We start from the raw sequence: 22,274 nt of genomic DNA on the forward strand, positions 1-22,274 counted from the left end.
TCCGCTCGGCCAGCTGCCCGCTCCGCTCGACCGGGTGCATGCTCCCGCTCGACCAGGTGACTGTCACCGGCGGCCCGGGGCGCCTATATGCGGGCTCGACGCCATCTTCATCCCGAGCCCCTGATCCGTATGAGCACCGACCCCGCCCCGGCGGCCCCGGTTCGGCCTGAGCCGTCCGCGCGGCCCGGCCTCGTGGCCACCTATCGTCGCCTTTGGCCCTATTTGTGGCCCTATGGTCGGCCCGATCTGCAGCGGCGCGTCTTCCTCGCCTTCGGCCTGCTGATCGTCGCCAAGTTCGTCACCATGGTGACGCCCTTCACCTTCAAATGGGCCACCGACGCCCTGGTGGCGCTGACCGACCCCAAGCCGGGTGCGGCCATCCCCACCGGGCTGTTCGCCGCGCCGATGCTGCTGATCGGCCTCTACGGCCTGTCCCGCATTCTCATGGCCGGGCTGACGCAGGTGCGCGACGGGCTCTTCGCCAAGGTGGCGATGCACGCCGTGCGCCGCCTCGCCCTGCAGACCTTCGAGCACATGCACCGGCTCTCCCTGCGCTTTCACCTGGAGCGCAAGACCGGCGGCCTCACCCGCGTGCTGGAGCGTGGGCGCGGCGGCATCGAGGAGCTGTCGCGCCTGATGGTGCTGACGCTGGTGCCCACCATCGTCGAGTTCCTGCTGGTCATCGGCGTGCTCGCCTACGAGTTCGACTGGATCTACTCGGTGGTGGTGTTCGTGATGGTGGCAGCCTACCTCGCCTTCACCTGGAAGGCGACGCAGTGGCGCATCGAGATCCGGCGCCGGATGAACAATTCCGACACCGACGCCAACACCAAGGCCGTCGATTCGCTGCTGAACTTCGAAACCGTGAAGTATTTCGGGGCCGAGCAGCGCGAGGCGGAGCGCTACGACGCCTCGATGGCGAAGTACGAAAAGGCCTCGACGCAGACCTACGTCTCGCTGGCGGTGCTCAACGCCGGACAGGCGGTGATTTTCACCATCGGCATGACCATCGTGATGTGGCTGGCCGCGCGCGACATCATGGCCGGGCGCACCACGCTCGGCGGCTTCGTGCTCGTCAACACCATGCTGGTGCAGCTCTCGATGCCGCTCAATTTCATGGGCATGATCTACCGCGAGATCAAACAGGCCCTGATCGACATCGACGATATGTTCCAGATCCTGCACCGCAACCCGGAGATCGCCGATCGGGCGGGCGCGTTGCCGCTCGCGATCTCGGACGGCGTGGTGCGGTTCGAAGACGTGCGCTTCGCCTACGATCCCGCCCGGCCGATCCTCAAGGGCGTCAGCTTCGAGGTGCCCGCCGGCCGTACGGTGGCGATCGTCGGCCCCTCCGGTGCGGGCAAGTCGACCCTGTCGCGCCTGCTGTTCCGGTTCTACGAGCCGCAGACGGGCCGCATCCTCGTCGATGGTCAGGACATCGCCCAGGTGCGCCAGGCGAGCCTGCGGGCGGCGATCGGCATGGTCCCGCAGGACACGGTGCTGTTCAACGACACCATCGGCTACAACATCCGCTACGGCCGGTGGGACGCCACCGACGCGGAGGTCCGGGCCGCCGCCTCGCTGGCGCAGATCGACCGCTTCATCTCCGCCCTGCCGGAGGGCTACGACACGCCCGTGGGCGAGCGCGGGCTCAAGCTCTCGGGCGGCGAGAAGCAGCGCGTCGCCATCGCGCGCACCATCCTCAAAGGGCCGCCGATCCTCGTCCTCGACGAGGCGACCTCGGCCCTCGACTCCTTCACCGAGCGGGAGATCCAGGATGCGCTGGACACCGTGAGCCAGGGCCGCACCACCCTGGTCATCGCCCACCGTCTCTCCACCGTGGTCAATGCCGACGAGATCATCGTCCTCGACAAGGGCGTCATCGTCGAGCGCGGCGACCACGGCACGCTTCTGGAGCGGGACGGCGTCTACGCCTCGATGTGGAGCCGTCAGCGCGAAGCGGACGCCGCCCTGGAGGTGCTCCAGCGCAGCGAGGACGTGCTGCCGGTCCCGAAGGCCCGCCCGGTGCTGGCGTCGGAACCGGCGGAATAGGGGCTCGAACCGGGGCTTGGCGCTTCAGCCCCGCGGGTCGGTCTGCGGCACCGCCGCGGTCCCGTCGCCGGGCAGGACGAAGATCTGCCCGGGATAGATCAGGTCCGGGTTGCGGATCTGCGGCTGGTTGGCGTCGTAGATCACCGTGTAGCGGGTGCCCGTGCCGTAGATGCGCCGGCTGATCTGCCACAGGCTGTCGCCCCGGATGATCCGTGCCGTCCCGACCTCCGGCACGAAGACCGAGGGGCTTCGTTCCGTGGCGGCCCGGGCCGGCGTATCCGGCGCCTCCGCGCGGCCGGCAGGGGCCTGCGAGGCGGGCGTTGCCGATTCGGGAGGAGCGGGCGGTTTGGCCACGGCCATTCGGGGCATCGCTGCCGGAAGGGCTGCTGGCGTCCCCGGCGTTCCCGGGGCCGGAACCGCCGGCCCCTGCGCCAGCTTCGCACCGGGGGACCGTGCGGGCGAGGCCGAAGCGGTCGGTGTTCCGGGCTTCGCGGCGACCGGGACGGTGAAGGGCACCTCGGAACGGGTCTTCACCTTGCCGGAGACAGGGTCGACCTGATCCACCCGGATCGTGTACGCGCCGGGCTGGACGCCGCGCCCGATCGTGAACGCTACGCGACCGTCGGCGCCGACGCTGCCCGGCGCCACCAGGGCGTCGTTCAGGTAGAGCCGCACGGTCGCGCCCGGCGGGGCCTGACTGGTCACGTAGAGGCGGCCGCCATCCTCCGCCTCGACGCTGACGATCTTGAGCGGGGCCGTGGGGTCCGGCGCGGCCGCGCCCGGCTGGCCCGACCTGGCTTCGGTGCCCGTGTCCGCCCTTTGCTGCAGGCCCGGGACATTCTGGCCCCCGGGGCCGGGCATGGTCATTGCGAGCCGGTTGTCCGCAGCGGCGCTTCGGGCTTCGGCCTGGCGGGACTCCGCCGCGCCGGAGCCTGGCGCTGCGGCCGTCGCGACCGGATCCGGCTGGGAGAGCACGATGGTGGGTTTATCGGGGGAGGTGAGGGCGATGAGGGGCTTGGTCCGACGATCGGGGGCCACCACCACTGCCACGCTGTCTCGCGAGACGCGCTCCTGCCCATCGGCGCTGGAGGCCCGCAGGGTGATCTCACTGTTGCCCACGGGAAGCGCCGGGGGAACGATGGCGAACTGGCCGGAGGGATCGACGAGCGCACGGGCAATCGGCGCGTTGTCGCGCAGCAACTCCACGGTGGTGTTGGGCGCGGCGCGCCCCGCGATCACTGTCTCGCCGTTGGGCTCGACCCGGATGATGTCGAAGGTCGGCGCCTCTGTCCCGGCGGACGCGCCCAGTCCCGGCGCCGGGGGCTGCCGGACCGCCCGCGCCGCCGGGGGCTTTCCCGCCGGCGACGCCCCCTCCCCGGGGCGCGGGTCCGGCTCGGCCTGGGCGCTCGAGCCCGGGACCGCTCCCGGCCGGGCTTCCTCCGTCGGGGCGGTGGGCGCCGCCGCCAGGGCTGCACGGTCCCGGTCGGTGCCCTCGACACTGCGCTTGAACAAGGTGCTCGCGCCATAGAGGGTGACCACGAGGGCGAAGCCCGCCAGAAGCCCCACGCAGGCCAGGAAGATGCTCCGTCGCAACTCCGCCCTCATGACACCCCACTCCCTTGTCGACCGGCGCGGCGGCCGAAACACCGTCGTCGCCGGATCGAGCCCGTCGACAAACCGGCGATTGATGGCGACATATTAGCGAACATGATCGGAACACCAAATCACATCCGCCGTCGCATGGCCGGATCTTCCGTAAAATCAGCAGTTTGGCTCGTGGACAGGGACGGGTCCGTCCTGGTTGCGACGCATCAGAGAGGCCCGGCATGGCTCGGTTGAGGACGGTCTGCGTCTATTGCGGCTCGGGGTTCGGGGGCGATCCGGCCTTCACCACGGCGGCCGTGACCCTGGGCAAGGCCTTGGCGGAGGCGGGGATCGGCCTCGTCTATGGCGGGGGCAATGTCGGCCTGATGGGCACCGTCGCCCGCGCGGTCCTCGACCATGGCGGCCACGTCACCGGCATCATTCCGGATTTCCTGAAATCGCGCGAGCGCATGCTCGAAGAGATTCAGGAGACCATCGTGGTGGAAGACATGCACACCCGCAAGCGGCTGATGTTCGAGCGTTCCGACGCCTTCGTGGCCCTGCCGGGCGGCATCGGCACCCTGGAAGAGCTGGTGGAGCAGCTCACCTGGGCCCAGCTCGGCCAGCACAACAAGCCGATCCTGCTGCTCTCGGTGGCGGATTTCTGGACCCCGTTGCTGACCCTCCTCGATCACATGCGAACGCAGGGCTTCATCCGGGAAGGGCTCGACCTGAGCTACCTCGTGGCGACCGAGGCGGCCGACGTGGTCGGCCTCCTGCGCGACGCGGCCGGGTCCGTCGAACCCGCCCCGGCCGCCGAGGCCCTGGTGGCCGAGCGGTTCTGACCGAAGGGCGTCGCGGCGACCGATCAGGTCACGGTGACCTGATCAGGTCACGACGCTCCAGGTCGTGCCGTCCTTGCCGTCCTTGACGGCGATGCCCAGCGCGAGGAGTTCGTCGCGAACACGATCCGACGCAGCCCAGTCCTTGGCGGCCCGGGCCGCGCGTCTGGCCTCGATCAGGGCCTCGACGCGGGCGACGTCGATCCCAGCCGCCTGGATCGTTCCCTGGTCGCGGGCGGATTTGGTCTGCGTGAGTAGCCCGAGAAGGTTCGCACCGGCCTTGAGTGCCGCCGGATCGTCGAGGCGGTGCAACTCGGCGAGCGCGGCGGCCGTATTGAGGTCGTCGAGTAGCGGCTCCAGCACCGTCTCGGGGAGCGCCGGCGCCGGCGCGCCATCGCCCACGAGTCCGTACCAGCGCTCAAGCATCCGCGCGGCCTCTTCGAGGCCACGCAGGGTCCAGTCGATCGGCTGGCGGTAATGGGTCTTCAGCATGGCGAGCCGGGCGACCTCGCCAGGCCAGTCCTTCAGCACGTCGCGGATGGTGATGAAGTTGCCGAGCGACTTCGACATCTTCTCCCCCTCGACCTGGAGGAAGCCGTTGTGAAGCCAGACATGGGCCATCACGTCGGTGCCGAAGCAGCAGCGGGACTGTGCCACCTCGTTCTCGTGGTGGGGAAAGATCAGGTCGATGCCGCCCGCATGGATGTCGAAGCGCTCGCCGAGGTGCCGCCATGACATCGCCGAGCACTCGATGTGCCAGCCCGGCCGGCCCGGCGCCGCGATCCCGCATGGTGAGGGCCAGGACGGCTCGCCGGGCTTCGAGGGTTTCCACAGCACGAAGTCGAGGGGGGAGCGCTTGTAGGGCGCGACCTCGACGCGGGCGCCGGCCTCCATCTCGTCCAGCGGGCGCTTCGAGAGCGCGCCGTAATCCGGCATCGAGGGCACGTCGAACAGCACGTGCTCCGCCGCCACATAGGCATGTCCGGCCTGCACCAGCCCGGTGATGATGGTGTGCATCTCGGCGATGTGGTCGGTGGCGCGCGGCTCGATGAAGCGCGGGCGCTGACCCGCCACGTTCACATCCTCCGACATCAGCACGCCGAGTTCGCGGATGTCGGCGTGGAAGGTCTTCAGCGTCCCGTCGGTGAGTTCGCGGATGGTGATGCCGCGCTCGGCCGCCCGCGCGTTGATCTTGTCGTCCACATCCGTGACGTTGCGCGCGTAGGTGACGTGCGCCTCACCGTAGAGGTGGCGCAGCAGGCGGAACAGCAGGTCGAAGACGATGATCGGCCGGGCATTGCCGATATGAGCGGCATCGTAGACCGTCGGGCCGCAGGCATACATCCGCACGTTCGTCGGATCGATCGGCGTGAAGACGGCCTTCTCGCGGGTCAGCGTGTTGTAGAGCCGCAACATCGAGGCCATGAATCTTCCCTTGAATCGTCCCTTGCGTCCCGGACCCCCACCCGGCCCGTCCGAGCGTGAGACCCGCACCGCGTTGGTATCTCGCAGCTTTTGCCGCGACAGGCCAAGCCGGCGCCACATCGTCGCCGCCTTCCGCCCGGCGACCTGTTGCGCTGAGGCGACGGCCTGACGGCACGTCCTGCGCTACCTCAAATCCATGAGCAATTCGAGAACGACGCCGAACCAGCATTCGTCGAAAACCCTGTCGCGGAGAAAGGGTTTGTTAACCCCGTGCCGTGAAGTTTTCGCCTCAGACGCTTCCGACATCAGCAAGGTTCTGCCCATGCGCCGCGTGACCGCCCATCTCGGCGCTCTCCTCGCCTTCGCCCTGACCGCACACGTCGCCCTGGCTGCCGGCGACGGCGAGAGCCCCGCCAAGGTGCCGGCCACCGTCGAGAAGACGTTCCTGATCCCGTCGAGCGAGGGATACGGTGTCGGCGACTGCCTCACCAACGGCGACAGCGCCTGCGGGCAGGTGGTGGCCAATGCCTGGTGCGAGGCCCAGGGCTTCGCTTCGGCCGGTTCCTTCGGCGTCGCTGCCCAGGACGAGTATACCGGCGCGATCCCGGCCGCCCCGGTGGTGAAGCCCGCCGAGCGCCCGATCCGGATCACGTGCCAGGATTGATCGCCTCCACCGACGCTCTTGCGCCTGGTCGCCGACCCCGCCACGGGGCCGGCCTCCACAGGCGGTCTACTTCTCCATGAAGGCGTCGCAGCGCGGCGGCGGTTCGGTGCCCCAGGGCATCAGCGGCACGGCCGAGGTCGAGTTCTTGGGTGACCCCTGGATGACCTTGTCCGAATAGACCATGTAGATCAGCGTATTGCGCTTGACATCGCAGCCACGCACGATCTGCATCGACTTGAAGATCAGCGAGCGCCGCTCGCTGAACACCACTGCGCCCTGCTTGAACTTCTCCTTGAACTGCACCGGGCCGACCTGTCGACAGGCCAGCGAAATGTCGGAGACATCCTCGGCGAGGCCGAGCGTGCCCTTGATGCCGCCCTTCTCCGGCTGCGTATACCAGCAGGCGACGCCGGCTACGGACGGATCGTCGATCCCGTAGACCACCAGCTTGTCGTTGGGCGTGAGCGGGCGCCACACGGTCGACTTGTCGAAGATGCGATCCGCATCGTCCGCCCGCACTGGATGTGCGACGAGGCCGAGCCCCAACGCCAGCGCGCAGCCTGTGAGACCCCGAAGCCACATCATCGTATCATTCCCCTCGGTTTGTTCGGGGCGCATGTGGGAAGGGTGTCGCCGCCGTGCGAGGGTCGCTAAGTAACTTGTGTTGTCCTCGTTCGCCATCGCTTCGCCGAGATCCGCCGTCGGATTCCGTGCGGCGGCGTCCCGCCATCCTTCGCAATCAGGCCATGCCGCTGATCCCTCTCCAGATCCGCACGCTCGTCCGGGTGCTCGCCGGCGTCCTTGCCGCTCTTCCTGTCGCCCTGGCGATGACGGGGGCCGCCGAGGCGCAGAATGCGGCCTGCCTGCGCTACCGCTCCGAACTCGCGAGCCTCAGCGACGGAGCCAGCACCGCGCGGGCGCTGCAGAATGAGATCGGGCGACTGAACGCCTATTACCGCACGCTCAGCTGCGAGGGTGGCAAGTTCCTGTTCTTCGATTCCCGCCCCCCGCAATGCGGCGCGGTCGAGCAGCGCATCCGCGCCCTCAATGCCGGTTACGGCGCCGAGAACGGCGAGGTCACGGCTGCCCGCCGCCGGCAGCTGACCGAGGCCATCGCCGCCACCTGCACCGATGCGGCGAGCCGCACCCTCCTCAAGACCGACGGGCCGGCCGGGGAGGCGCGTGCGCGGGGTGGCTCGCAGGTGGTCTGCGTCCGCACCTGCGACGGCGCCTACTTTCCGATGAACAATCTTCCGGACGGGCGCGAGGGCGCGGACGAGCTGTGCCAGGCGCTCTGCCCCGGGGCCGAAGCCGCCGCCTACTCGATGCCCCACGGGGACGAGGCCCTCAAGCAGGCCGCAACCCTGAAGGGCAGCCGTGCCTACACGGCCCTGCCGAACGCCTTCAAGTTCCGCACGTCCTTCACGCCGAACTGCTCGTGCAAGCGCGAGGGACAGACCTGGGCGCAGTCGCTGGTCAAGGCCGAGAGCATGCTGGTGCGGCACAAGGGCGACATCTTCGTCACGCCGATGCAGGCCGAGGCCCTGTCGCGTCCGCCCAAGGTGCGCCTCACCCTGGTGGGCCGGGCCGACAAGACCGCCGCGGAACTCGCGGCCGACGTCGCCAGCCGCCGTGCCGCCGGGGCGACGGACAGTGCGGCTGCGCCGGTACCAGCCGCCACGAGCCCAGCCGCCGGCGAGGAGCGCCAGCCGGTGCGGATCATCGCCCCGAACCTGTTCTCGACGGCGACGCGCCAGGGCGTGCAATAACGCCAGGATATCCGAGGTCAGAAGATCCGGTTCGAGGAGCTCCGGTTCCAAGCGCCCCGGTTCCAAGAGCTCCGGGGCTGGGAGATCCGGGGCCGAGTGCCCTGACGCCAAGCCGTCCGGAGAGGCGGACGGCCGTGCTCGGTATCGGGAACCATCCGGCTCGCATTCTGTTCCGAAGGCCACATCAACGACGTGAGTGACCTTCGATGCGGCGCATCCGCCACCTCCTGCTGACCGGCACGGTTCTCCCTGCGCTCCTGCTGTCCGGACCCAGCTCTGCTCGGCCGGATACCGTCCCGGGCGGGGCGATCCTGCTGGCCCAAGGCGGGCCGGGCGAAGGACCTCGGGGTGGTGAAGGGCCTCGGGGTGGTGAAGGGCCGCGCGGGGGCCAACCGCCGGGCGGTCGAGAACGGCCCGAGCCGCGCCAGGAGCGTCCCGAGCCGCGCCAAGAGCGTCCCGAACCCCGCCCCGAGCGTTCGGCACCCCGTCCCGAGCCGCGCCAAGAGCGCCCTGAACCGCGCCAGGAACGCCCGGAGCCGCGCCAAGAGCGTCCCGAACCCCGCCCCGAGCGTTCGGCACCCCGTCCCGAGCCTCGCCAGGAACGCCCGGAACCCCGCCAAGAGCGCCCCGAGCCGCGCCAGGAGCGCCCGGAGCCGCGCCAGGAGCGCCCGGAGCCGCGCCAGGAGCGCCCGGAGCCGCGCCAGGAGCGCCAGGAGCGTCCGCAGCCGCGCCAGGAGCGCCCGACGCGTGAAGATCGCCCGGCGCGGGAGGAGCACGGCGGGGCACCCGATCGCGATCCGACGCAGAATCGTCGCGCGCCCGGTTCGGAAGTGCCGGGCGAGCGCTCCGGTGCGCCGCCGGCCGCACGCGAGCGGTCTCCCGAGCGGCCGAATGCACCCGAGCGTCCCACCGCATCCGAACCCGCCCGCCCCGCGCAACCCCAGCTTCGCCAAGCCCCGGCTCCGACACCGACCGCGCCCGAGATCCGCAATCCGGCGAACCCCGCCAGCCCGACCGTCCCGGGAGCCACGCAGCCCGCGCGCCCGAACCCGCCCGCAGAGCCGCGTGCACCCGCCCCGGACGCCAATCCGCCGGCACCGGTCGCCCCGAATGCCCGGCCGGGCGTACCCGGCCGTCCGTTCACGCCGCCGGGTGCTCCGAACCCGGACCCGCAGCGTCCGGACGGGCGTCCCGGTGCGGGTGCGAATCCCGTCGAATCCCGCCCTGACCGGGACGGTCCCGCCCAGGGATCCCGCGAGCTGAATCGCGACGATGCGGTTCGGTCCGATTCCCGGCCGGTCGAGACCCGGCGCGACGGTGTCGATCGCCGTGATTCCGGTGATCCACGCGCCGGAGGCATCGACGATCGTCGAGAGGACCGCGAGCGGCGGGACGCCTTCGAACGGCGCGAGCCTCGCACCGGCTTCAACGCGCCGGGGCGCCCGGGCTACGTGCCGGGCGGGTTCCGGGATGACGACGATGTCCGCGACTACGATCAGGTCCGCCGCGACCGGCGCGAGTTCTCGGAAGGCGGGCGGACCTACATCCGCGAGCCCGGCCGCATCATCGTGCGTGATCGCGACACCTACTTCATCCGTCACGACGAGAACGAGCGTTTCCGCGATCTGGACCGGCGGGCCTATCGCAGCGAACGGCGCGGCGGCGACACCATCACGTATCTCGACCGCCCCGGCGGCGAGCAGATCGTCACCATCGTGGATGATGACGGCCGTCTCGTACGCCGCTCCCGCCGCTTCCGGGACGGGCGCGAGGTCGTGATCATCGACAACAGCTTCGGCGGGGGCGTGCGCCGGCCGATCTACGACGACGTGGTCGAACTGCCGCCGCCGGACATCCGCATCCCCCGCAATCGCTACGTTGTCGATTACGACGGAGCGGATGAGGGTGCCGTCTACGAGGCCCTGTCGGCCCCGCCGGTGGTGGCGGTCGACCGGCGCTACACCCTCGATCAGGTGCGCTACAGCCCGCAGCTGCGCGCCCGTATGCGCAGCGTGGACATCGATACCATCAACTTCGACACCGGCTCGTTCACGGTGACGCCGGATCAGGCCGCGCGCCTCGCCACCATCGCGGCGGCGATGAACCGGGCGATCAAGGCCAATTCGCAGGAGGTGTTCCTCATCGAGGGATACACCGACGCGGTGGGGGCCGACGTCGACAACCTCTCGCTCTCCGACCGCCGCGCGCAGTCGGTGGCCACCGTGCTGACGCAGACCTTCCAGGTGCCGCCCGAGAACCTGACCACGCAGGGTTATGGCGAGCAGAACCTGAAGGTGAACACGCAGAACGCCGCGCGCGAGAACCGGCGGGTGACCGTCCGCCGTATCACGCCGCTGATCCAGCAGCAGGGCGAGGCGGCGCCTCCACGCTGAAACCAGGATGCGGCGACCGGGGTCCGAAAGCCTCCGGTCGCCCGCTCCGCGCCCGCATCGGCCAGTCTTCGATGGATTGGAGAAAGGGGAGGGCTATCGGCACGACCCGGCGGGAAGAATTGGAAAAGCCGGCTCTATTCATCAAATGTTTAGTTCGGCGCCATAGGGAATAGTGGTCTTCGCCGACCTGTCCCTCCTGTGCGCCGCAGGCCGGATAGCATTTCCAATGCGCCCCTCCGTCGATGCGACTGTCTCTCAAGTCAACGCTGATCACGATCCTGTCAGTCATGATGCTGGGTCTTGGTGCGCAGGGGTGGTTTGCTGTTGCAAACATTCGCACTGTTAATTCTGGAGTAGTGGATATTGCGGCTAACTGGCTTCCGAGCGTGCGCGCCTTAGGTGAATTCAAGTACAGTTTGACGCGGCTGCGCCTGCTCGACGCCCGGTATATGCATGGGAAGGAAGCGCCGGCCGAGCTGCTGCAGGTCGAGGCCACGCGCAGGCAGGCCGTCGCCACCGCGATGCGCACCTACGAGACTCTCATCAGCAGCCCCGAGGAAAAGGCGCTGTGGACCGACATCGTCGGCACCTTCGCACGGTATGAGGACCTTCGTCGCGGCTTTCCCGCTCTCCTGCAGAGCGGCGACATCTCAAGTGCCGAGAGCCTGTTCGCGCGCTCGCGGACCGTCTTCGACCAACTCATCACGACGGTCGATCGCGATGCGGATTTGAACAATCAGGGCGCCCTGACTGCGCAGGCAACCGCAGAGCGGACCTATGCGACCGCGATCTGGATGACTCTGGTGGTCTGCGGCGGCTCCGTCCTGCTCGGCCTCGGCGGCATCCTCTTCGTACTCCTGGGCGTCACCCGTCCGATCACCCGCATCACCGGCGCCATGCGGACCATCGCCGAGGGCCGGCTGACCATCGAAATCCCCCATGCGACGAACCGCAACGAGATCGGTGAGATGGCGGCGTGCCTCGCGATCTTCCGCGACGGTCTCGTCGAGGCGGAGCACATGCGGGGTGAGCAGGCGAACCTCGAGGCCGCCAACGCGGCACGACGCAAGGCGACGATGCACGAGCTGGCGGACGGTTTCGAGCAGGCGGTCAGCGGCATCGTCGGCATGGTGACGTCGGCGGCCACCGAGCTGCAGGCGACGGCGGACATGATGTCGGGGACCGCCGGTGAGACCGCGCAGCAATCGGGCGGCGTCGCAGCGGCGGCGGAAGCGGCGGCCTCGAACGTCAACACCGTAGCGGCGGCGGCCGAGCAACTCGGCTCCTCCGTGCAGGAGATCGGACGCCAGGTCGACGGTTCCGCCACCTTGGCGCAGATCGCGGTCGGCGAGGCGGACCAGACGGCTGCGCTGATCGGCGATCTCAGCATGGCCGCGACCAAGATCGGCGACGTGGTGGCGATGATCTCGACCATTGCCGGGCAGACCAACCTGCTGGCGCTCAACGCCACGATCGAGGCGGCCCGGGCCGGCGAGGCGGGCCGCGGTTTCGCCGTGGTGGCGGCCGAGGTGAAGGAGCTCGCCAACCAGACCGCCCGGGCCACCGAAGAGATCGGCGATCAGATCACGCGCATCCAGGCCTCGACCGGCCAGGCCGTATCGGCCATCGGCGACATCCGGACCCGGATTCAGGAGATCAGCGGCGTGGCCAATTCTATCGCGGCGGCCGTCGAGGAGCAGGGGGCGGCCACCCAGGAGATCGTCCGCAACGTGGCCCAGGCAGCCGTGGGCACCGGTCAGGTGACGGACAAGATCTCGACCGTGGCCCGCGCCGCGGAGGAGACCGGCGCTGCCTCGTCCCAGGTCCTGGCCTCGGCTTCGGAGCTGTCGCGACAGTCCGAGCGGCTCAGCGGTGAGGTCGCTCGCTTCCTCGCCACCACCCGGGCGGCCTGAGCGCTGCTCGCCGGCTCGTCTCTCCGACCCCGTTTCGCCGGTTGATCGGCCGGACGCGACGAATCCGAACGAACCTGTGAAGGTGCGTCTCGGACGGGGCACGCAGGCCATCTCGACGGAACTTCCAGGCCGGCTCCCTTCGCGAGCCGGCCTGTTCCGTTCTGGGGCCTGCCCGCGAGAGGTCCATTGTGCCTGGGTGTTGATCCGTTCGAATCGCTCCCGCGCTGCCCTCATCCTGCCGACCGTCCCGCAGGATCGCTCCCCCCGGAAACCGCAGGCCGCGAACCGACGGACTGGGGACGCGGATCACCACGACCCAGGGGGCGTAATAAAACCGCGATCTTTGTCGTGGCTCTCGTCCGGATTATCGATTTTTTAATTGATAAAGTTTCACTTTAGATGGTCTTTAAGGACCTGCTATGTTCTGGAAAACGCAGACATGACAGAATATTAGAAGGTGATAAAAGATCATGGCTATCAAGCTGAAGTGGATGTTGATCTCGATCATCGGTTCCGTCATCGCCGCCTTGGTCATTCAGGGAGGGATAGCCATCACAAGCCTGGAGAGAATCCGGGCAAGTTCGATGAAACTTTCTGGGGAATTGATGCCGAGCGTTCGAAGCTTGGGCGAAATCAAATTCGCCGTCACGAATCTACGGATTGTCGATGCTCGGTATGTCATGGGGCGCGAATCGGCGCCGTCGCTCGAAAAGCTCAATGCGGAACGCGAGAAGGCCGTCGAAACGGCTCTGAAGACGTATCAGCCCTTCATCGCCAGCCCTGAGGAGCGGGCGATCGCCGACGACATCGCCAAGCGCTACGCCGAGTATGACGAGCGGCGCGCCGCGTTTCTCGCCTCGTTCCGGGCCGGTGACCAGAACGCCATGGTCGACGCGTTCGAGATGACGCGGCCGGCTTACCAGGAATTGATGAAGGTCATCGACGACGATGTAACCCACAACGACCGCGGGGCCGTCGAAGCGGACGCCGCCTCGAAGATCAACTATCACAACGCCTATTGGCTCACGGTCGCGGTGGGCGGCATCTCGCTCCTGATCGGCGTCTGCGGTGCGGTGTTCGTCCTTTACGGCGTGACACGTCCGATCGCCCGGATCACCGGCGCGATGGCGGCGGTCGCGGGCGGTGATCTGGCCAGGGAGATACCCTACTCGTCCAGCCGCAACGAGATCGGCGCGATGGCCGCGGCCCTGGCGGTCTTCCGCGATAACCTGCTGGAGACGGAGACCCTGCGGCAGCAACAGGAGGCGCGCGAGTTGGCCGTGAAGGAGGAGCGCCGGCTCGGGATGCAGCGGATGGCCGATCATTTCGAGAGCGCCGTGAGCGGCATCATCACCCAGGTGACGTCGGCGGCGACCCAGCTGGAGGCAACGGCCCAGAGCATGTCCGGCACCGCGACCGAGACCGCCAGCCAATCCACCACGGTGGCCGCCGCCGCCGAGGAGGCTGCCTCGAACGTCAGCACCGTGGCGGCGGCGGCCGAGGAACTCGGTTCGTCCGTGCAGGAGATCGGGCGTCAGGTCGTCGGCTCCGCCAACCTCGCGCAGGCGGCGGTCGGCGAGGCGGAGCGGACGGCCACCTTGGTGCAGGATCTCAGCACGGCCGCAACCAGGATCGGCGACGTGGTGGCGATGATTTCGACGATCGCCGGCCAGACCAACCTGCTGGCGCTCAACGCCACCATCGAGGCAGCCCGCGCCGGCGAGGCGGGCCGGGGCTTTGCCGTGGTGGCGGCGGAGGTGAAGGAACTCGCCAACCAGACCGCCCGGGCCACCGAGGAAATCGGAACCCAGATCGGGCAGATCCAGGACTCGACCGGACAGGCGGTCACGGCCATCGGTGGCATCACCGACCGGATCCGCGAGATCAGCGGAGTGTCGACCACCATCGCGGCGGCGGTGGAGGAGCAGGGGGCGGCCACCCAGGAGATCGTCCGCAACGTCTCGCAGGCGGCGGTCGGCACCGAACTGGTGACGTCCAATATCGCGAGCGTGGCGGGGGCCGCCGAGGAGACCGGCGCCGCGTCCGCCCAGGTGCTGTCCTCCGCCAGCGAACTCTCGCGCCAGTCCGAGCATCTCGGCGCCGAGGTCGCCCGCTTCCTCGCCACGGTCCGGGCGGCCTAGGACGCCGCATCCGGGCGGCGGTTTCCCGATCGCCGCACCGGCCTATATAGCCGGGGCGGCTGCGGAGGATTGAGGAGCCTGCCTTCTGCCGGCGGGACCCTCTGCGCCGAGAACGTGGTGTCCGGGTCTCCGGGCCGACCCCGCAGGAGCGTGCATGGACGAGGCGAGCGAGCGGTTGATCGAGGCAGGAACGCCCGCCTTCCGTCGCACCGCTGTCGCCCTGGGCGCCGCCGGGTTTTCCACCTTCGCAGTGCTCTACGGGGTGCAGCCGCTGCTCCCGGTCTTCGCCGATGATTTTTCCGTCTCGCCGGCCGAGAGCAGCCTTGCCCTGTCGCTGCCCTGCGCCATGCTGGCGATCGCGCTCCTGGTGGTCAGTCCGCTCTCGGAGGTGTGGGGGCGCAAGCCCATCATGGTGGCGTCGCTGTTCGCCTCGGCCCTTCTCACGATCGTGGCCGTCCTGGTGCCGAGCTGGCACGGCTTCCTGGCTCTGCGCGCCCTTACGGGGCTCGCGGCGTCCGGCCTGCCCGCGGTGGCGATGGCCTATCTCGGCGAGGAAATGCACGGGCGCGCCATCGGCCTGTCGATGGGCCTGCTCATCGGCGGCAATGCGGCGGGCGGCATGGTCGGGCGGTTGCTGGCCGGCATCATCGCCGACCATGCCTCCTGGCGCTGGGGCCTTGGCACCATCGGGCTGCTGGCGCTCCTGGCCGCCATCGCCTTCGTCTACCTGCTGCCGGATTCGCGCCGCTTCCGGGCCAACCGGATGCGCTGGCGCGACGTGCCCGGCACCTTCACCCACCACTTCCGCGATCCCGGCCTGCCCTGGCTCTTCGCCGAAGCCTTCCTGCTGATGGGCGGCTTCGTGTGCATCTACAACTACATCGGCTTCCGGCTGCTGGAGCCGCCGTTCTCCCTGAGCCAGAGCGCCATCGGGGCGATCTTCATGGTCTACCTGTTCGGAACCGTCTCCTCCGCCCTCACCGGCGAAATCGCCAGCCGGCTCGGGCGGCGCAAGGTGCTGTGGCTCGCCATCCTGCTCGGGCTCGTCGGCGTCGGGCTGACCCTGTCGAGCCATCTCGCCCTGATCATCGTCGGCATCGTCCTGGTCACGGTGGCGTTCTTCGGGGCGCATTCGGTCGCGAGCAGTTGGGTCGGCCGGCGAGCCCTGCGCGACCGGGCCCAGGCCTCGTCGATCTATCTGTGCCTGTACTATCTCGGCTCCTCGGTGCTCGGCACGGCCGGCGGCTGGTTCTTCGACCATTCCGGCTGGGTCGGCGTGGTGGCGTTCTTCGCGACCCTCTACGGGCTCGCCCTCGTCATCGCCCTGCGGCTGACGCGCCTGGCGCCCCTGGTGCAGGCCGAGGGCTGACGGGTTCGCCCTCTCGGTCCGCAGGCGCCTCGCGCGTCCCGGATCGAAGACCGCGTCGGGACGCCTCGCGCGTCCCTGATCGGAAACCGTATGACGGATCGGCCCGCGTGCCTTATGAGAAGGCCCCGGCCGGGGCGGCTTCGGCCCGCCCATCAGACGAGAGCGCTCCGAAAACACCCATGACCGACCTCCTCGAGACGATTCGCCGGACGCTCGTGCCGATTCACAAGGAGGGCTATCCCTTCATCGTCATCGGCATCGTGCTGACGGTGATCGGAGCCTACTTCGCGCAGTTCCTCGGCTGGATCTTCCTGATCCTGACCCTGTGGGTATGCTACTTCTTTCGCGATCCCGAGCGGATCACCCCGGTGGGCGACGGCCTCGTGGTCTCCCCCGCCGACGGCCGGGTGAATCTGATCTCGACGGTGCTGCCTCCGCCGGAACTCGACCTGCCGCAGGAGCCGATGCTGCGCATCTCGGTGTTCATGAACGTGTTCGACTGTCACGTGAACCGGGTGCCGGTCACCGGCCGCATCGGCCAGATCCACTACACCCCGGGCCTGTTTCTCAACGCCGAGCTCGACAAGGCCAGCGACGACAACGAGCGCAACGGCCTCGTGATGGAAACGACGCACAAGGGCGAGCCGCTCCGCATCGGCGTGGTGCAGATCGCCGGTCTGGTTGCCCGCCGCATCGTCGGCTGGGTCCACGCCAATGACAGCCTGAACGTCGGCGAGCGCTTCGGCCTCATCCGCTTCGGCTCGCGCGTCGACGTCTATCTACCGGTCGGCACCCGCGTGCTCGTCGGGCTCGGCCAGAAGGCGGTGGCCGGCGAGACCGTGCTGGCCGATCTCGCCGGCGGCCCCGAGCGCGTCTTCCGGCGCATCTGAGGCATCCCATGGACGATCTGTTTCCGCCCTTCGCGCCCGACGCCAACGAGCCCCGCCCGCGCCGCTTCAAGCCGGTGCCGTTCCGGATGATCGCGCCCAACATGATCACCCTGATGGCGCTCTGCCTCGGGTTGACCGCGATCCGGCTCGCCTTCGAGGGCAAGTTCGAGCCGGCCGTGATCTCGATCGTGGCCGCCGCTTTCCTGGACGGCATCGACGGGCGCGTGGCGCGGATGCTGAAGGGCACCTCGCGCTTCGGGGCGGAACTCGATTCCCTGGCGGACTTCGTCAATTTCGGCTGTGCACCGGCGCTGATCCTCTACGGCTTCGCTCTCAAGGACCTGCGTTCGGTCGGCTGGATCGTGGCCCTGATCTTCGCCATCGCGATGGCGCTGCGGCTGGCCCGCTTCAACGCGATGCTGGACGATCCGAACCGCCCGGCCTGGAAGAAGGACTTCTTCGTCGGCATGCCGGCGCCCGCCGGGGCGCTCACCGCGATGCTGCCGCTCTACCTGAACTTCCTGGGGCTGCCGATGGAGCATTGGGCGGCGCCCGTGGTGCTGGGCTACATGCTGTGCATCGCCCTGCTGGTGGTCTCCACCGTGCCGACCTTTTCCGGCAAGACCATGGGCAAGCGCGTCCCCCGCGACTGGGTGCTGCCGATCTTCCTCGTGGTGGTGGCCGGGTTCGGCCTGTTCATCAGCTTCCCGTTCGAGGCGATGGTGGCGCTGGCGCTGGGCTACCTCGTCACCCTGCCGATCGGCGCGGCGCAGTATCGCCGCCGGGCCAGGGCGGAAGCACATGGCTCAGCCTCAGCGGAAACTGCCGACGATGCCGTCGAAATGCTGAAACCCGCGCGCGATCCGGCCGTGGACATCTGACCGGCGGCGCTGTCGCGCAGCGGTTGTCTTCGACTAAGCTGCACGCGGCCTGACGTCGTCCTGCAGGTCAAATCCAGCGGAGACCGGTTGATGCTCGAGGAATTCAAGAAGTTCGCACTGCGCGGCAACGTCGTCGACCTCGCCGTCGGCGTGATCATCGGCGCTGCCTTCGGGGCGATCGTCACGTCGGCGGTGCAGGACGTGTTCATGCCGATGATCGGCGCGATTACCGGCGGCCTCGACTTCTCGAACTACTATCTCCCGCTGTCGTCGAGCGTGCAGAAAGGCGCGGCCTATGCCGATGCCAAGAAGCAGGGCGCGGTGATCGGCTACGGGCAGTTCATCACCGTAGCACTCAATTTCATGATCGTGGCCTTCGTGCTGTTCCTGGTCATCCGGGCGATGAACCGCCTGGTCAGCAAGGAAGAGGCCAAGCCCGAGACGGTGGCCGAAGTGCCGGCGGACGTGAAGCTGCTCGCCGAAATTCGCGATATCCTGGCGACGAAACCCGCGGTCTGAACCGCGTCGGCTTCTACCGCGCCTCGCCGAAGCCGGGCTTGCGACCGGAGCGATTCTGTCCCGACAGGGAATCTTCGCCGGCCACGAGGTCGCCTCCTGGTAAGAGGTTTCCTGCTGGAAAGAGGTTTCCTGCTGGCAAGGGGTTTCCTGTTAGCAAAACGTCTCCTGCCGGCAAGAGGTCTGCCCCAAGGAGATCTTCGAGGGCCTGCTCGACGGCACCCGTACCCTCCTCATGGGTCTTCAGGCGGACCTCGAGGCGTTTGATCTGCGGCTCGAAGGCTTCGGGAACCATTGGATCGCCGAGATACTGGGGAACGACCTCGTCGGTGGTGAAGACTGACCGCAGCTGCTGGCCGAGATGATCCCGCACCGGCTCCGGCAGGGCGGGATCAGGGGGGAGGTCACCGGCCATGGGAAAACTCCTTCGCATCGATCGGGAATCGGACGGCCGCACACGGGTACGTGAAGGTCGGACTGTCCAAGCAACGGCTGAAGCGCGCGGGCGTTGCATCGCTGCACCCGTTCCCGTTGCTTTATGTTAGGTTCGGCGCGGGGAGATTCCGGAATGCGGCGTACCTCGCGGCATCGCCCGGTCACGAATTGCGATGCGACGACGAACCACGACGCGACCATGAAAAAAGGCTCCCGGCGAAGTTTTCGCCGAAAGCCTTCTGACTTAGGCCACCGTGACGGTCGTCGCGGGGCCGAGCGTGTCCTGGTCGGCGAGGATTAGTCGATGACCTCGACGATGCGGTGGCTGCGATCCACCAGCACCGGACGCTCGTTGACGATGGTGTAGCGGGCGCCGCGGGCGTTGTACTCGGCGGGCACGTCGTAATAGCTCACGCCGGAGCTCGGCAGCACGGCGCCGACGCGGACATCGCCATTGTAGTCATAGGACGAGCGACGCTCGCGGGTGACGTACTGGCGGAAGCGGGGGCGATCATCGACGCCGAGGATGCCGCCGACCGTGCCGGTCGCCGCGCCGACAGCGCCACCCACGATGGCACCGATCGGACCGGCCGCATCGGCGCCGTCCTGTGCGCCGCGCTCGGCGCCGCGGACGAGGCCCTGAGCCTGGGCGGCCATCGGCAGGGTGAGTGCGATGGCGGAGGCGGCGAGAAGGGTCTTGAAGTTCATGATGGCGCTCCTGAACGAGTGTCCCGCGACGCTGTGAAGCGCTGCCGGGTTCAGGGCAGTAACGTCCAACTCCCGGAAGGGATGCGTCAAAAGTTGCACCGGGTCCGTCGATCCTTAAGGCCGGGTTTCGTCTTCAGGACCGCCTCGGGCCGACCTTACGCATCCTTCGGCATCGCCGACTGGATCAGCCGGTCGGAGCTGAGGTCTTCCTCGTCATAGCCGAGAAGTTCGGCCAGCCGCCCGCGGGCACGGCTGACCCGGCTCTTCACGGTGCCGACCTTACAACCCATGATCGCGGCCGCCTCCTCGTAGGAGACGCCTTCGGCGCCGACGAGAACCAGAGCTTCGCGCTGGTCCGGCGGCAGCTTGCCGAGGGCGGTCTGGAGATCCTCGACGTCAAGACGATCGCCCTGGTGCGGGGCGGTGGCGAGGCGGGCGGCGTAGGAGCCGTCCTGGTCCTCGACCTCGCGCACGCGCTTGCGGTGGTCCGAATAGAAGATGTTGCGCAGGATCGTGAACAGCCAGGCGTTCAGGTTGGTGCCCGGCTGGAACCGGGCCCGGTGTTGCCAGCCCTTCAGCAGGGTGTCCTGCACGAGGTCGTCGGAGCGGGCCGGGTTGCTGGTCAGCGACAGGGCGAAGGCACGCAGGGACGGCACGGCCGCCAGCAGGCCGTTGCGAAACTCGGGTTCGATCGCCTCGCCGCGCGCCTTGAGGGCAGCTTCGAGCTGCTCGATGAGTTCGGCAAAGCGGCTCGGCTGCTCGTCCGCGGGCAAGCGGTCGTAGACCGTGCGCAGGTGCTCGCCGAGGTGAGTCCGAATATTCGAGGACAGGTTCGGCCTGTCGTCTGCGGAGGCCGACAGAACGTCGGAGGCAGTGTCGGTCACGTCGCGTGTCATGGCTCGTCGTAATCTGGCGCGGTCAGGTGTGGTGTCGGCCCGAGGTGTCCGAGAAGCACCCGCGCGGTCCACTGATTTCGCGCGTTGTAGCGCATCCGGGCGGTTGACGCATCCCGCCGGACAACCGTGGCCGTCGCAGGGGGGGCCGCATCAACAGCCACAGGGGGAGGGGACGCGCTCGGGGCGGGACATGCGCCGGGCCACGGCCGGCTTCAGAATGCGTACGGCGCCGTCGCGCAGGGAGAGAACGTGACCGCGCTCGACGTCGGTCCAGCACTCGTCGCGGGTCAGCGCCTTGGTGGCGATCACCGTAACGACGTCCTGGGCCCCGGTTTCCTGCGCGAAATCCACCCGCCAGTCCTCGTCCACCAGGGTCGCGGTGCCGAAGGGGGCGCAGCGCGTGAGGTAGCACAGGCGCTTGCCGCAATGGGCGTAGAGGGTGCGGCTGTCCGACAGCAGCATGTTGAACACGCCGAGGCCGTGCAGCTCCGCGCACAGGTCCGCCACCGCCCGGTCGATGCGGGCGGGGCTCGGCAGGTCGGGCCAGCGGGCCTGCAGCTGGTCGAGCATCCAGCAGAAGGCGTGCTCGCTGTCGGTGGAGCCGACCGGCTTGAACCAGGTCAGCGGCCACTTCTTCACGCCCTTGAGCTGGCCGTTATGCGCGAAAGTCCAGCGTCGGCCCCACAATTCCCGGCTGAACGGATGGGTGTTCTCCAGGTTGACCCGGCCGCGATTGGCCTTGCGCACATGCGCGATGACGATGCGGCTCTTGATCGGCGTCCGGCGCAGGAGCCGGGCGAGTTCCGATTGCGCGCTCGGCTCCGGCTCGTGGAAGGCCCGCGCGCCACGGCCCTCGTAGAAGCTGATGCCCCAGCCGTCCGCGTGAGGACCCGTCTCGCCGCCGCGCCGGGCCAGGGCGGCGAAGGAAAAGCGGATGTCCGTGGGCACGTTCGCGCTCATGCCGAGCAGTTCGCACATGGAGGTTCGGGGACTTCGCGTGAGAAGGACAGGAGGCGTTGCGCGGCGGCATTCTTGTCGGGGAGCCCGCCAAGTACACCACTCTGAAGCACACCACTCTAGAGGATTTTCCCGCTCGCGGGAGGCGGCACCCCGGTGGAAACGCCGTGTCCTTCGAACGCGCCCTGCTCGCGACGCGTTCCGGTCGGTTGCGCGGCCGCCCCCGGGCTCGCCCGCGAAGGGCGAGCTCGGAAACCGAACGCCGCCGAACCCCTCGGGTCCGGCGGCGCGCGTCCTGTTTCTCAGACCCGGTGGGTCGCCTGTCAGAACCGGTAGGTGAAGTTGCCCTTGACGGCGTGGTCCTGGGCGCGTTCGCCGACCTGGCCGGTATAGGCCACGCCCAGGGGGCGGTGGGTCGCCTGTCAGAACCGGTAGGTGAAGTTGCCCTTGACGGCGTGGTCCTGGGCGCGTTCGCCGACCTGGCCGGTATAGGCCACGCCCAGGGTGGTGGCGCGGCCCACCCGCACGTCGAGGCCGGCCTGCGCCACCAGGGCGTCGCGGCTGATCGGCGTGCCCGCCGTCAGGAAGCCCGGACCGGCGCCGAAGCTGAGGAGCGCCTTCGGCACCACCTCGCCGTAGGCCCGGCGGTAGCCCACCAGCCCGTGCAGGGACACCGGCGCCCCGGCGCCCAGATCCAGGCTGGTCTGGCCGCGCACGCCCACCGTCGAGGTCGCCACCTCGGTGGTCTGGGCCGCGCCGCTCAGGGCCGCGAGCCCGCCCGTCTCGGCGAAGCGGTCGCGCCCGATCGACACGTAGGCSCCGCCCACGAAGGGCTCGAC

19 protein-coding genes and 1 pseudogene are annotated in these 22,274 nt (G+C 68.7%); 11 read left to right on the plus strand and 9 right to left on the minus strand.

The features are described from left to right. The first annotated feature begins 129 nt into the window (after positions 1 to 129). Positions 130 to 2,052, plus strand: a complete 1,923-nt coding sequence (locus ASF60_RS17815) for an ABCB family ABC transporter ATP-binding protein/permease (protein WP_056187926.1) — start codon at positions 130 to 132, stop codon at positions 2,050 to 2,052. 24 nt (positions 2,053 to 2,076) lie between these two features. Here ASF60_RS17815 and ASF60_RS17820 read toward each other — a convergent pair whose 3' ends face one another. Then, positions 2,077 to 3,657, minus strand: coding sequence for a LysM peptidoglycan-binding domain-containing protein (locus ASF60_RS17820; RefSeq protein ID WP_056187929.1), 1,581 nt, complete (start codon positions 3,655 to 3,657; stop codon positions 2,077 to 2,079). 221 nt (positions 3,658 to 3,878) lie between these two features. On the opposite strand from ASF60_RS17820, the gene ASF60_RS17825 reads away from it, so the two are divergent. Then, on the plus strand, positions 3,879 to 4,481 hold the full coding sequence (locus tag ASF60_RS17825; protein WP_056187932.1) for a TIGR00730 family Rossman fold protein: 603 nt from the start codon (positions 3,879 to 3,881) through the stop codon (positions 4,479 to 4,481). A 42-nt stretch (positions 4,482 to 4,523) separates the two neighbouring features. Here the strand turns inward: ASF60_RS17825 and cysS are convergent, their stop codons facing one another. After that, positions 4,524 to 5,903, minus strand: coding sequence for a cysteine--tRNA ligase (cysS, locus tag ASF60_RS17830; protein ID WP_056187935.1), 1,380 nt, complete (start codon positions 5,901 to 5,903; stop codon positions 4,524 to 4,526). A 322-nt stretch (positions 5,904 to 6,225) separates the two neighbouring features. Between cysS and ASF60_RS17835 the strand changes: the two genes are divergently transcribed. Further along, the gene (locus ASF60_RS17835; protein ID WP_056187938.1) at positions 6,226 to 6,567 is read left to right on the plus strand and encodes a hypothetical protein; all 342 of its coding nucleotides are present in this window, start codon (positions 6,226 to 6,228) and stop codon (positions 6,565 to 6,567) included. A 66-nt stretch (positions 6,568 to 6,633) separates the two neighbouring features. Here the strand turns inward: ASF60_RS17835 and ASF60_RS17840 are convergent, their stop codons facing one another. Further along, positions 6,634 to 7,152, minus strand: a complete 519-nt coding sequence (locus ASF60_RS17840; protein WP_056187942.1) for a CreA family protein — start codon at positions 7,150 to 7,152, stop codon at positions 6,634 to 6,636. Positions 7,153 to 7,313: 161 nt separating this feature from the next. Here ASF60_RS17840 and ASF60_RS17845 point away from each other — a divergent pair, with 161 nt between their 5' ends. After that, complete coding sequence (locus ASF60_RS17845; RefSeq protein WP_082508050.1) at positions 7,314 to 8,336, plus strand: DUF2865 domain-containing protein; 1,023 nt, start codon at positions 7,314 to 7,316, stop codon at positions 8,334 to 8,336. Positions 8,337 to 8,353: 17 nt separating this feature from the next. On the opposite strand, the gene ASF60_RS25790 is transcribed toward ASF60_RS17845, so the two are convergent. Next, positions 8,354 to 9,112 carry a hypothetical protein gene (locus ASF60_RS25790; RefSeq protein WP_244478485.1) on the minus strand — a complete coding sequence of 253 codons (759 nt, stop codon included), beginning with the start codon at positions 9,110 to 9,112 and terminating at the stop codon, positions 8,354 to 8,356. A 54-nt stretch (positions 9,113 to 9,166) separates the two neighbouring features. On the opposite strand from ASF60_RS25790, the gene ASF60_RS17850 reads away from it, so the two are divergent. From ASF60_RS17850 to mscL, 7 genes are all read left to right on the plus strand, one after another. Further along, complete coding sequence (locus ASF60_RS17850; RefSeq protein WP_244478486.1) at positions 9,167 to 10,729, plus strand: OmpA family protein; 1,563 nt, start codon at positions 9,167 to 9,169, stop codon at positions 10,727 to 10,729. A 242-nt stretch (positions 10,730 to 10,971) separates the two neighbouring features. Then, positions 10,972 to 12,642: a methyl-accepting chemotaxis protein gene (locus tag ASF60_RS17855; protein WP_056187951.1), complete on the plus strand. Its 1,671-nt coding sequence runs from the start codon at positions 10,972 to 10,974 to the stop codon at positions 12,640 to 12,642. Positions 12,643 to 13,112: 470 nt separating this feature from the next. Then, positions 13,113 to 14,783 carry a methyl-accepting chemotaxis protein gene (locus tag ASF60_RS17860; RefSeq protein ID WP_056187954.1) on the plus strand — a complete coding sequence of 557 codons (1,671 nt, stop codon included), beginning with the start codon at positions 13,113 to 13,115 and terminating at the stop codon, positions 14,781 to 14,783. Positions 14,784 to 14,937: 154 nt separating this feature from the next. Then, positions 14,938 to 16,152, plus strand: a complete 1,215-nt coding sequence (locus ASF60_RS17865) for an MFS transporter (protein WP_056187957.1) — start codon at positions 14,938 to 14,940, stop codon at positions 16,150 to 16,152. Between the two features lie 179 nt (positions 16,153 to 16,331). Continuing rightward, a complete protein-coding gene (locus tag ASF60_RS17870) occupies positions 16,332 to 17,042 on the plus strand; it encodes a phosphatidylserine decarboxylase (protein WP_056187959.1) in 711 nt (236 codons plus the stop codon). An 8-nt stretch (positions 17,043 to 17,050) separates the two neighbouring features. Next, positions 17,051 to 17,923, plus strand: a complete 873-nt coding sequence (locus ASF60_RS17875) for a CDP-alcohol phosphatidyltransferase family protein (protein ID WP_056187962.1) — start codon at positions 17,051 to 17,053, stop codon at positions 17,921 to 17,923. A 90-nt stretch (positions 17,924 to 18,013) separates the two neighbouring features. Next, entirely contained in the window at positions 18,014 to 18,442 is a 429-nt protein-coding gene (mscL, locus tag ASF60_RS17880; RefSeq protein ID WP_056187966.1) for a large conductance mechanosensitive channel protein MscL, read from the plus strand. A 181-nt stretch (positions 18,443 to 18,623) separates the two neighbouring features. Here mscL and ASF60_RS17885 read toward each other — a convergent pair. From ASF60_RS17885 to ASF60_RS17905, 5 genes and pseudogenes are all read right to left on the minus strand, one after another. Then, positions 18,624 to 18,872: pseudogene (locus tag ASF60_RS17885) on the minus strand (hypothetical protein); the annotation flags it as partial. Between the two features lie 299 nt (positions 18,873 to 19,171). Further along, positions 19,172 to 19,582: a DUF1236 domain-containing protein gene (locus ASF60_RS17890; protein ID WP_056187970.1), complete on the minus strand. Its 411-nt coding sequence runs from the start codon at positions 19,580 to 19,582 to the stop codon at positions 19,172 to 19,174. A gap of 155 nt (positions 19,583 to 19,737) precedes the next feature. Further along, positions 19,738 to 20,478: a NepR family anti-sigma factor gene (locus tag ASF60_RS17895; protein ID WP_056187973.1), complete on the minus strand. Its 741-nt coding sequence runs from the start codon at positions 20,476 to 20,478 to the stop codon at positions 19,738 to 19,740. A 150-nt stretch (positions 20,479 to 20,628) separates the two neighbouring features. Next, positions 20,629 to 21,456, minus strand: coding sequence for a class II glutamine amidotransferase (locus ASF60_RS17900; RefSeq protein WP_056187975.1), 828 nt, complete (start codon positions 21,454 to 21,456; stop codon positions 20,629 to 20,631). A 401-nt stretch (positions 21,457 to 21,857) separates the two neighbouring features. Then, positions 21,858 to 22,274, minus strand: a 417-nt coding sequence (locus ASF60_RS17905) for an autotransporter outer membrane beta-barrel domain-containing protein (RefSeq protein ID WP_156634233.1), incomplete at its 5' end; no start/stop codon positions are given.

The organism is Methylobacterium sp. Leaf113 (genome assembly GCF_001423325.1).
In the GTDB taxonomy this organism is placed as follows: Bacteria; Pseudomonadota; Alphaproteobacteria; order Rhizobiales; family Beijerinckiaceae; genus Methylobacterium.

What these genes read in the sequence shown, in the direction of transcription:
- ASF60_RS17815 (WP_056187926.1), top strand. Translation starts at nt 130, where the DNA reads ATGAGCACCGACCCCGCCCCGGCGGCCCCGGTTCGGCCTGAGCCGTCC.
- ASF60_RS17820 (WP_056187929.1), bottom strand. Translation starts at nt 3,657, where the DNA reads ATGAGGGCGGAGTTGCGACGGAGCATCTTCCTGGCCTGCGTGGGGCTT.
- ASF60_RS17825 (WP_056187932.1), top strand. Translation starts at nt 3,879, where the DNA reads ATGGCTCGGTTGAGGACGGTCTGCGTCTATTGCGGCTCGGGGTTCGGG.
- cysS (WP_056187935.1), bottom strand. Translation starts at nt 5,903, where the DNA reads ATGGCCTCGATGTTGCGGCTCTACAACACGCTGACCCGCGAGAAGGCC.
- ASF60_RS17835 (WP_056187938.1), top strand. Translation starts at nt 6,226, where the DNA reads ATGCGCCGCGTGACCGCCCATCTCGGCGCTCTCCTCGCCTTCGCCCTG.
- ASF60_RS17840 (WP_056187942.1), bottom strand. Translation starts at nt 7,152, where the DNA reads ATGATGTGGCTTCGGGGTCTCACAGGCTGCGCGCTGGCGTTGGGGCTC.
- ASF60_RS17845 (WP_082508050.1), top strand. Translation starts at nt 7,314, where the DNA reads ATGCCGCTGATCCCTCTCCAGATCCGCACGCTCGTCCGGGTGCTCGCC.
- ASF60_RS17855 (WP_056187951.1), top strand. Translation starts at nt 10,972, where the DNA reads ATGCGACTGTCTCTCAAGTCAACGCTGATCACGATCCTGTCAGTCATG.
- ASF60_RS17860 (WP_056187954.1), top strand. Translation starts at nt 13,113, where the DNA reads ATGGCTATCAAGCTGAAGTGGATGTTGATCTCGATCATCGGTTCCGTC.
- ASF60_RS17865 (WP_056187957.1), top strand. Translation starts at nt 14,938, where the DNA reads ATGGACGAGGCGAGCGAGCGGTTGATCGAGGCAGGAACGCCCGCCTTC.
- ASF60_RS17870 (WP_056187959.1), top strand. Translation starts at nt 16,332, where the DNA reads ATGACCGACCTCCTCGAGACGATTCGCCGGACGCTCGTGCCGATTCAC.
- ASF60_RS17875 (WP_056187962.1), top strand. Translation starts at nt 17,051, where the DNA reads ATGGACGATCTGTTTCCGCCCTTCGCGCCCGACGCCAACGAGCCCCGC.
- mscL (WP_056187966.1), top strand. Translation starts at nt 18,014, where the DNA reads ATGCTCGAGGAATTCAAGAAGTTCGCACTGCGCGGCAACGTCGTCGAC.
- ASF60_RS17890 (WP_056187970.1), bottom strand. Translation starts at nt 19,582, where the DNA reads ATGAACTTCAAGACCCTTCTCGCCGCCTCCGCCATCGCACTCACCCTG.
- ASF60_RS17895 (WP_056187973.1), bottom strand. Translation starts at nt 20,478, where the DNA reads ATGACACGCGACGTGACCGACACTGCCTCCGACGTTCTGTCGGCCTCC.
- ASF60_RS17900 (WP_056187975.1), bottom strand. Translation starts at nt 21,456, where the DNA reads ATGTGCGAACTGCTCGGCATGAGCGCGAACGTGCCCACGGACATCCGC.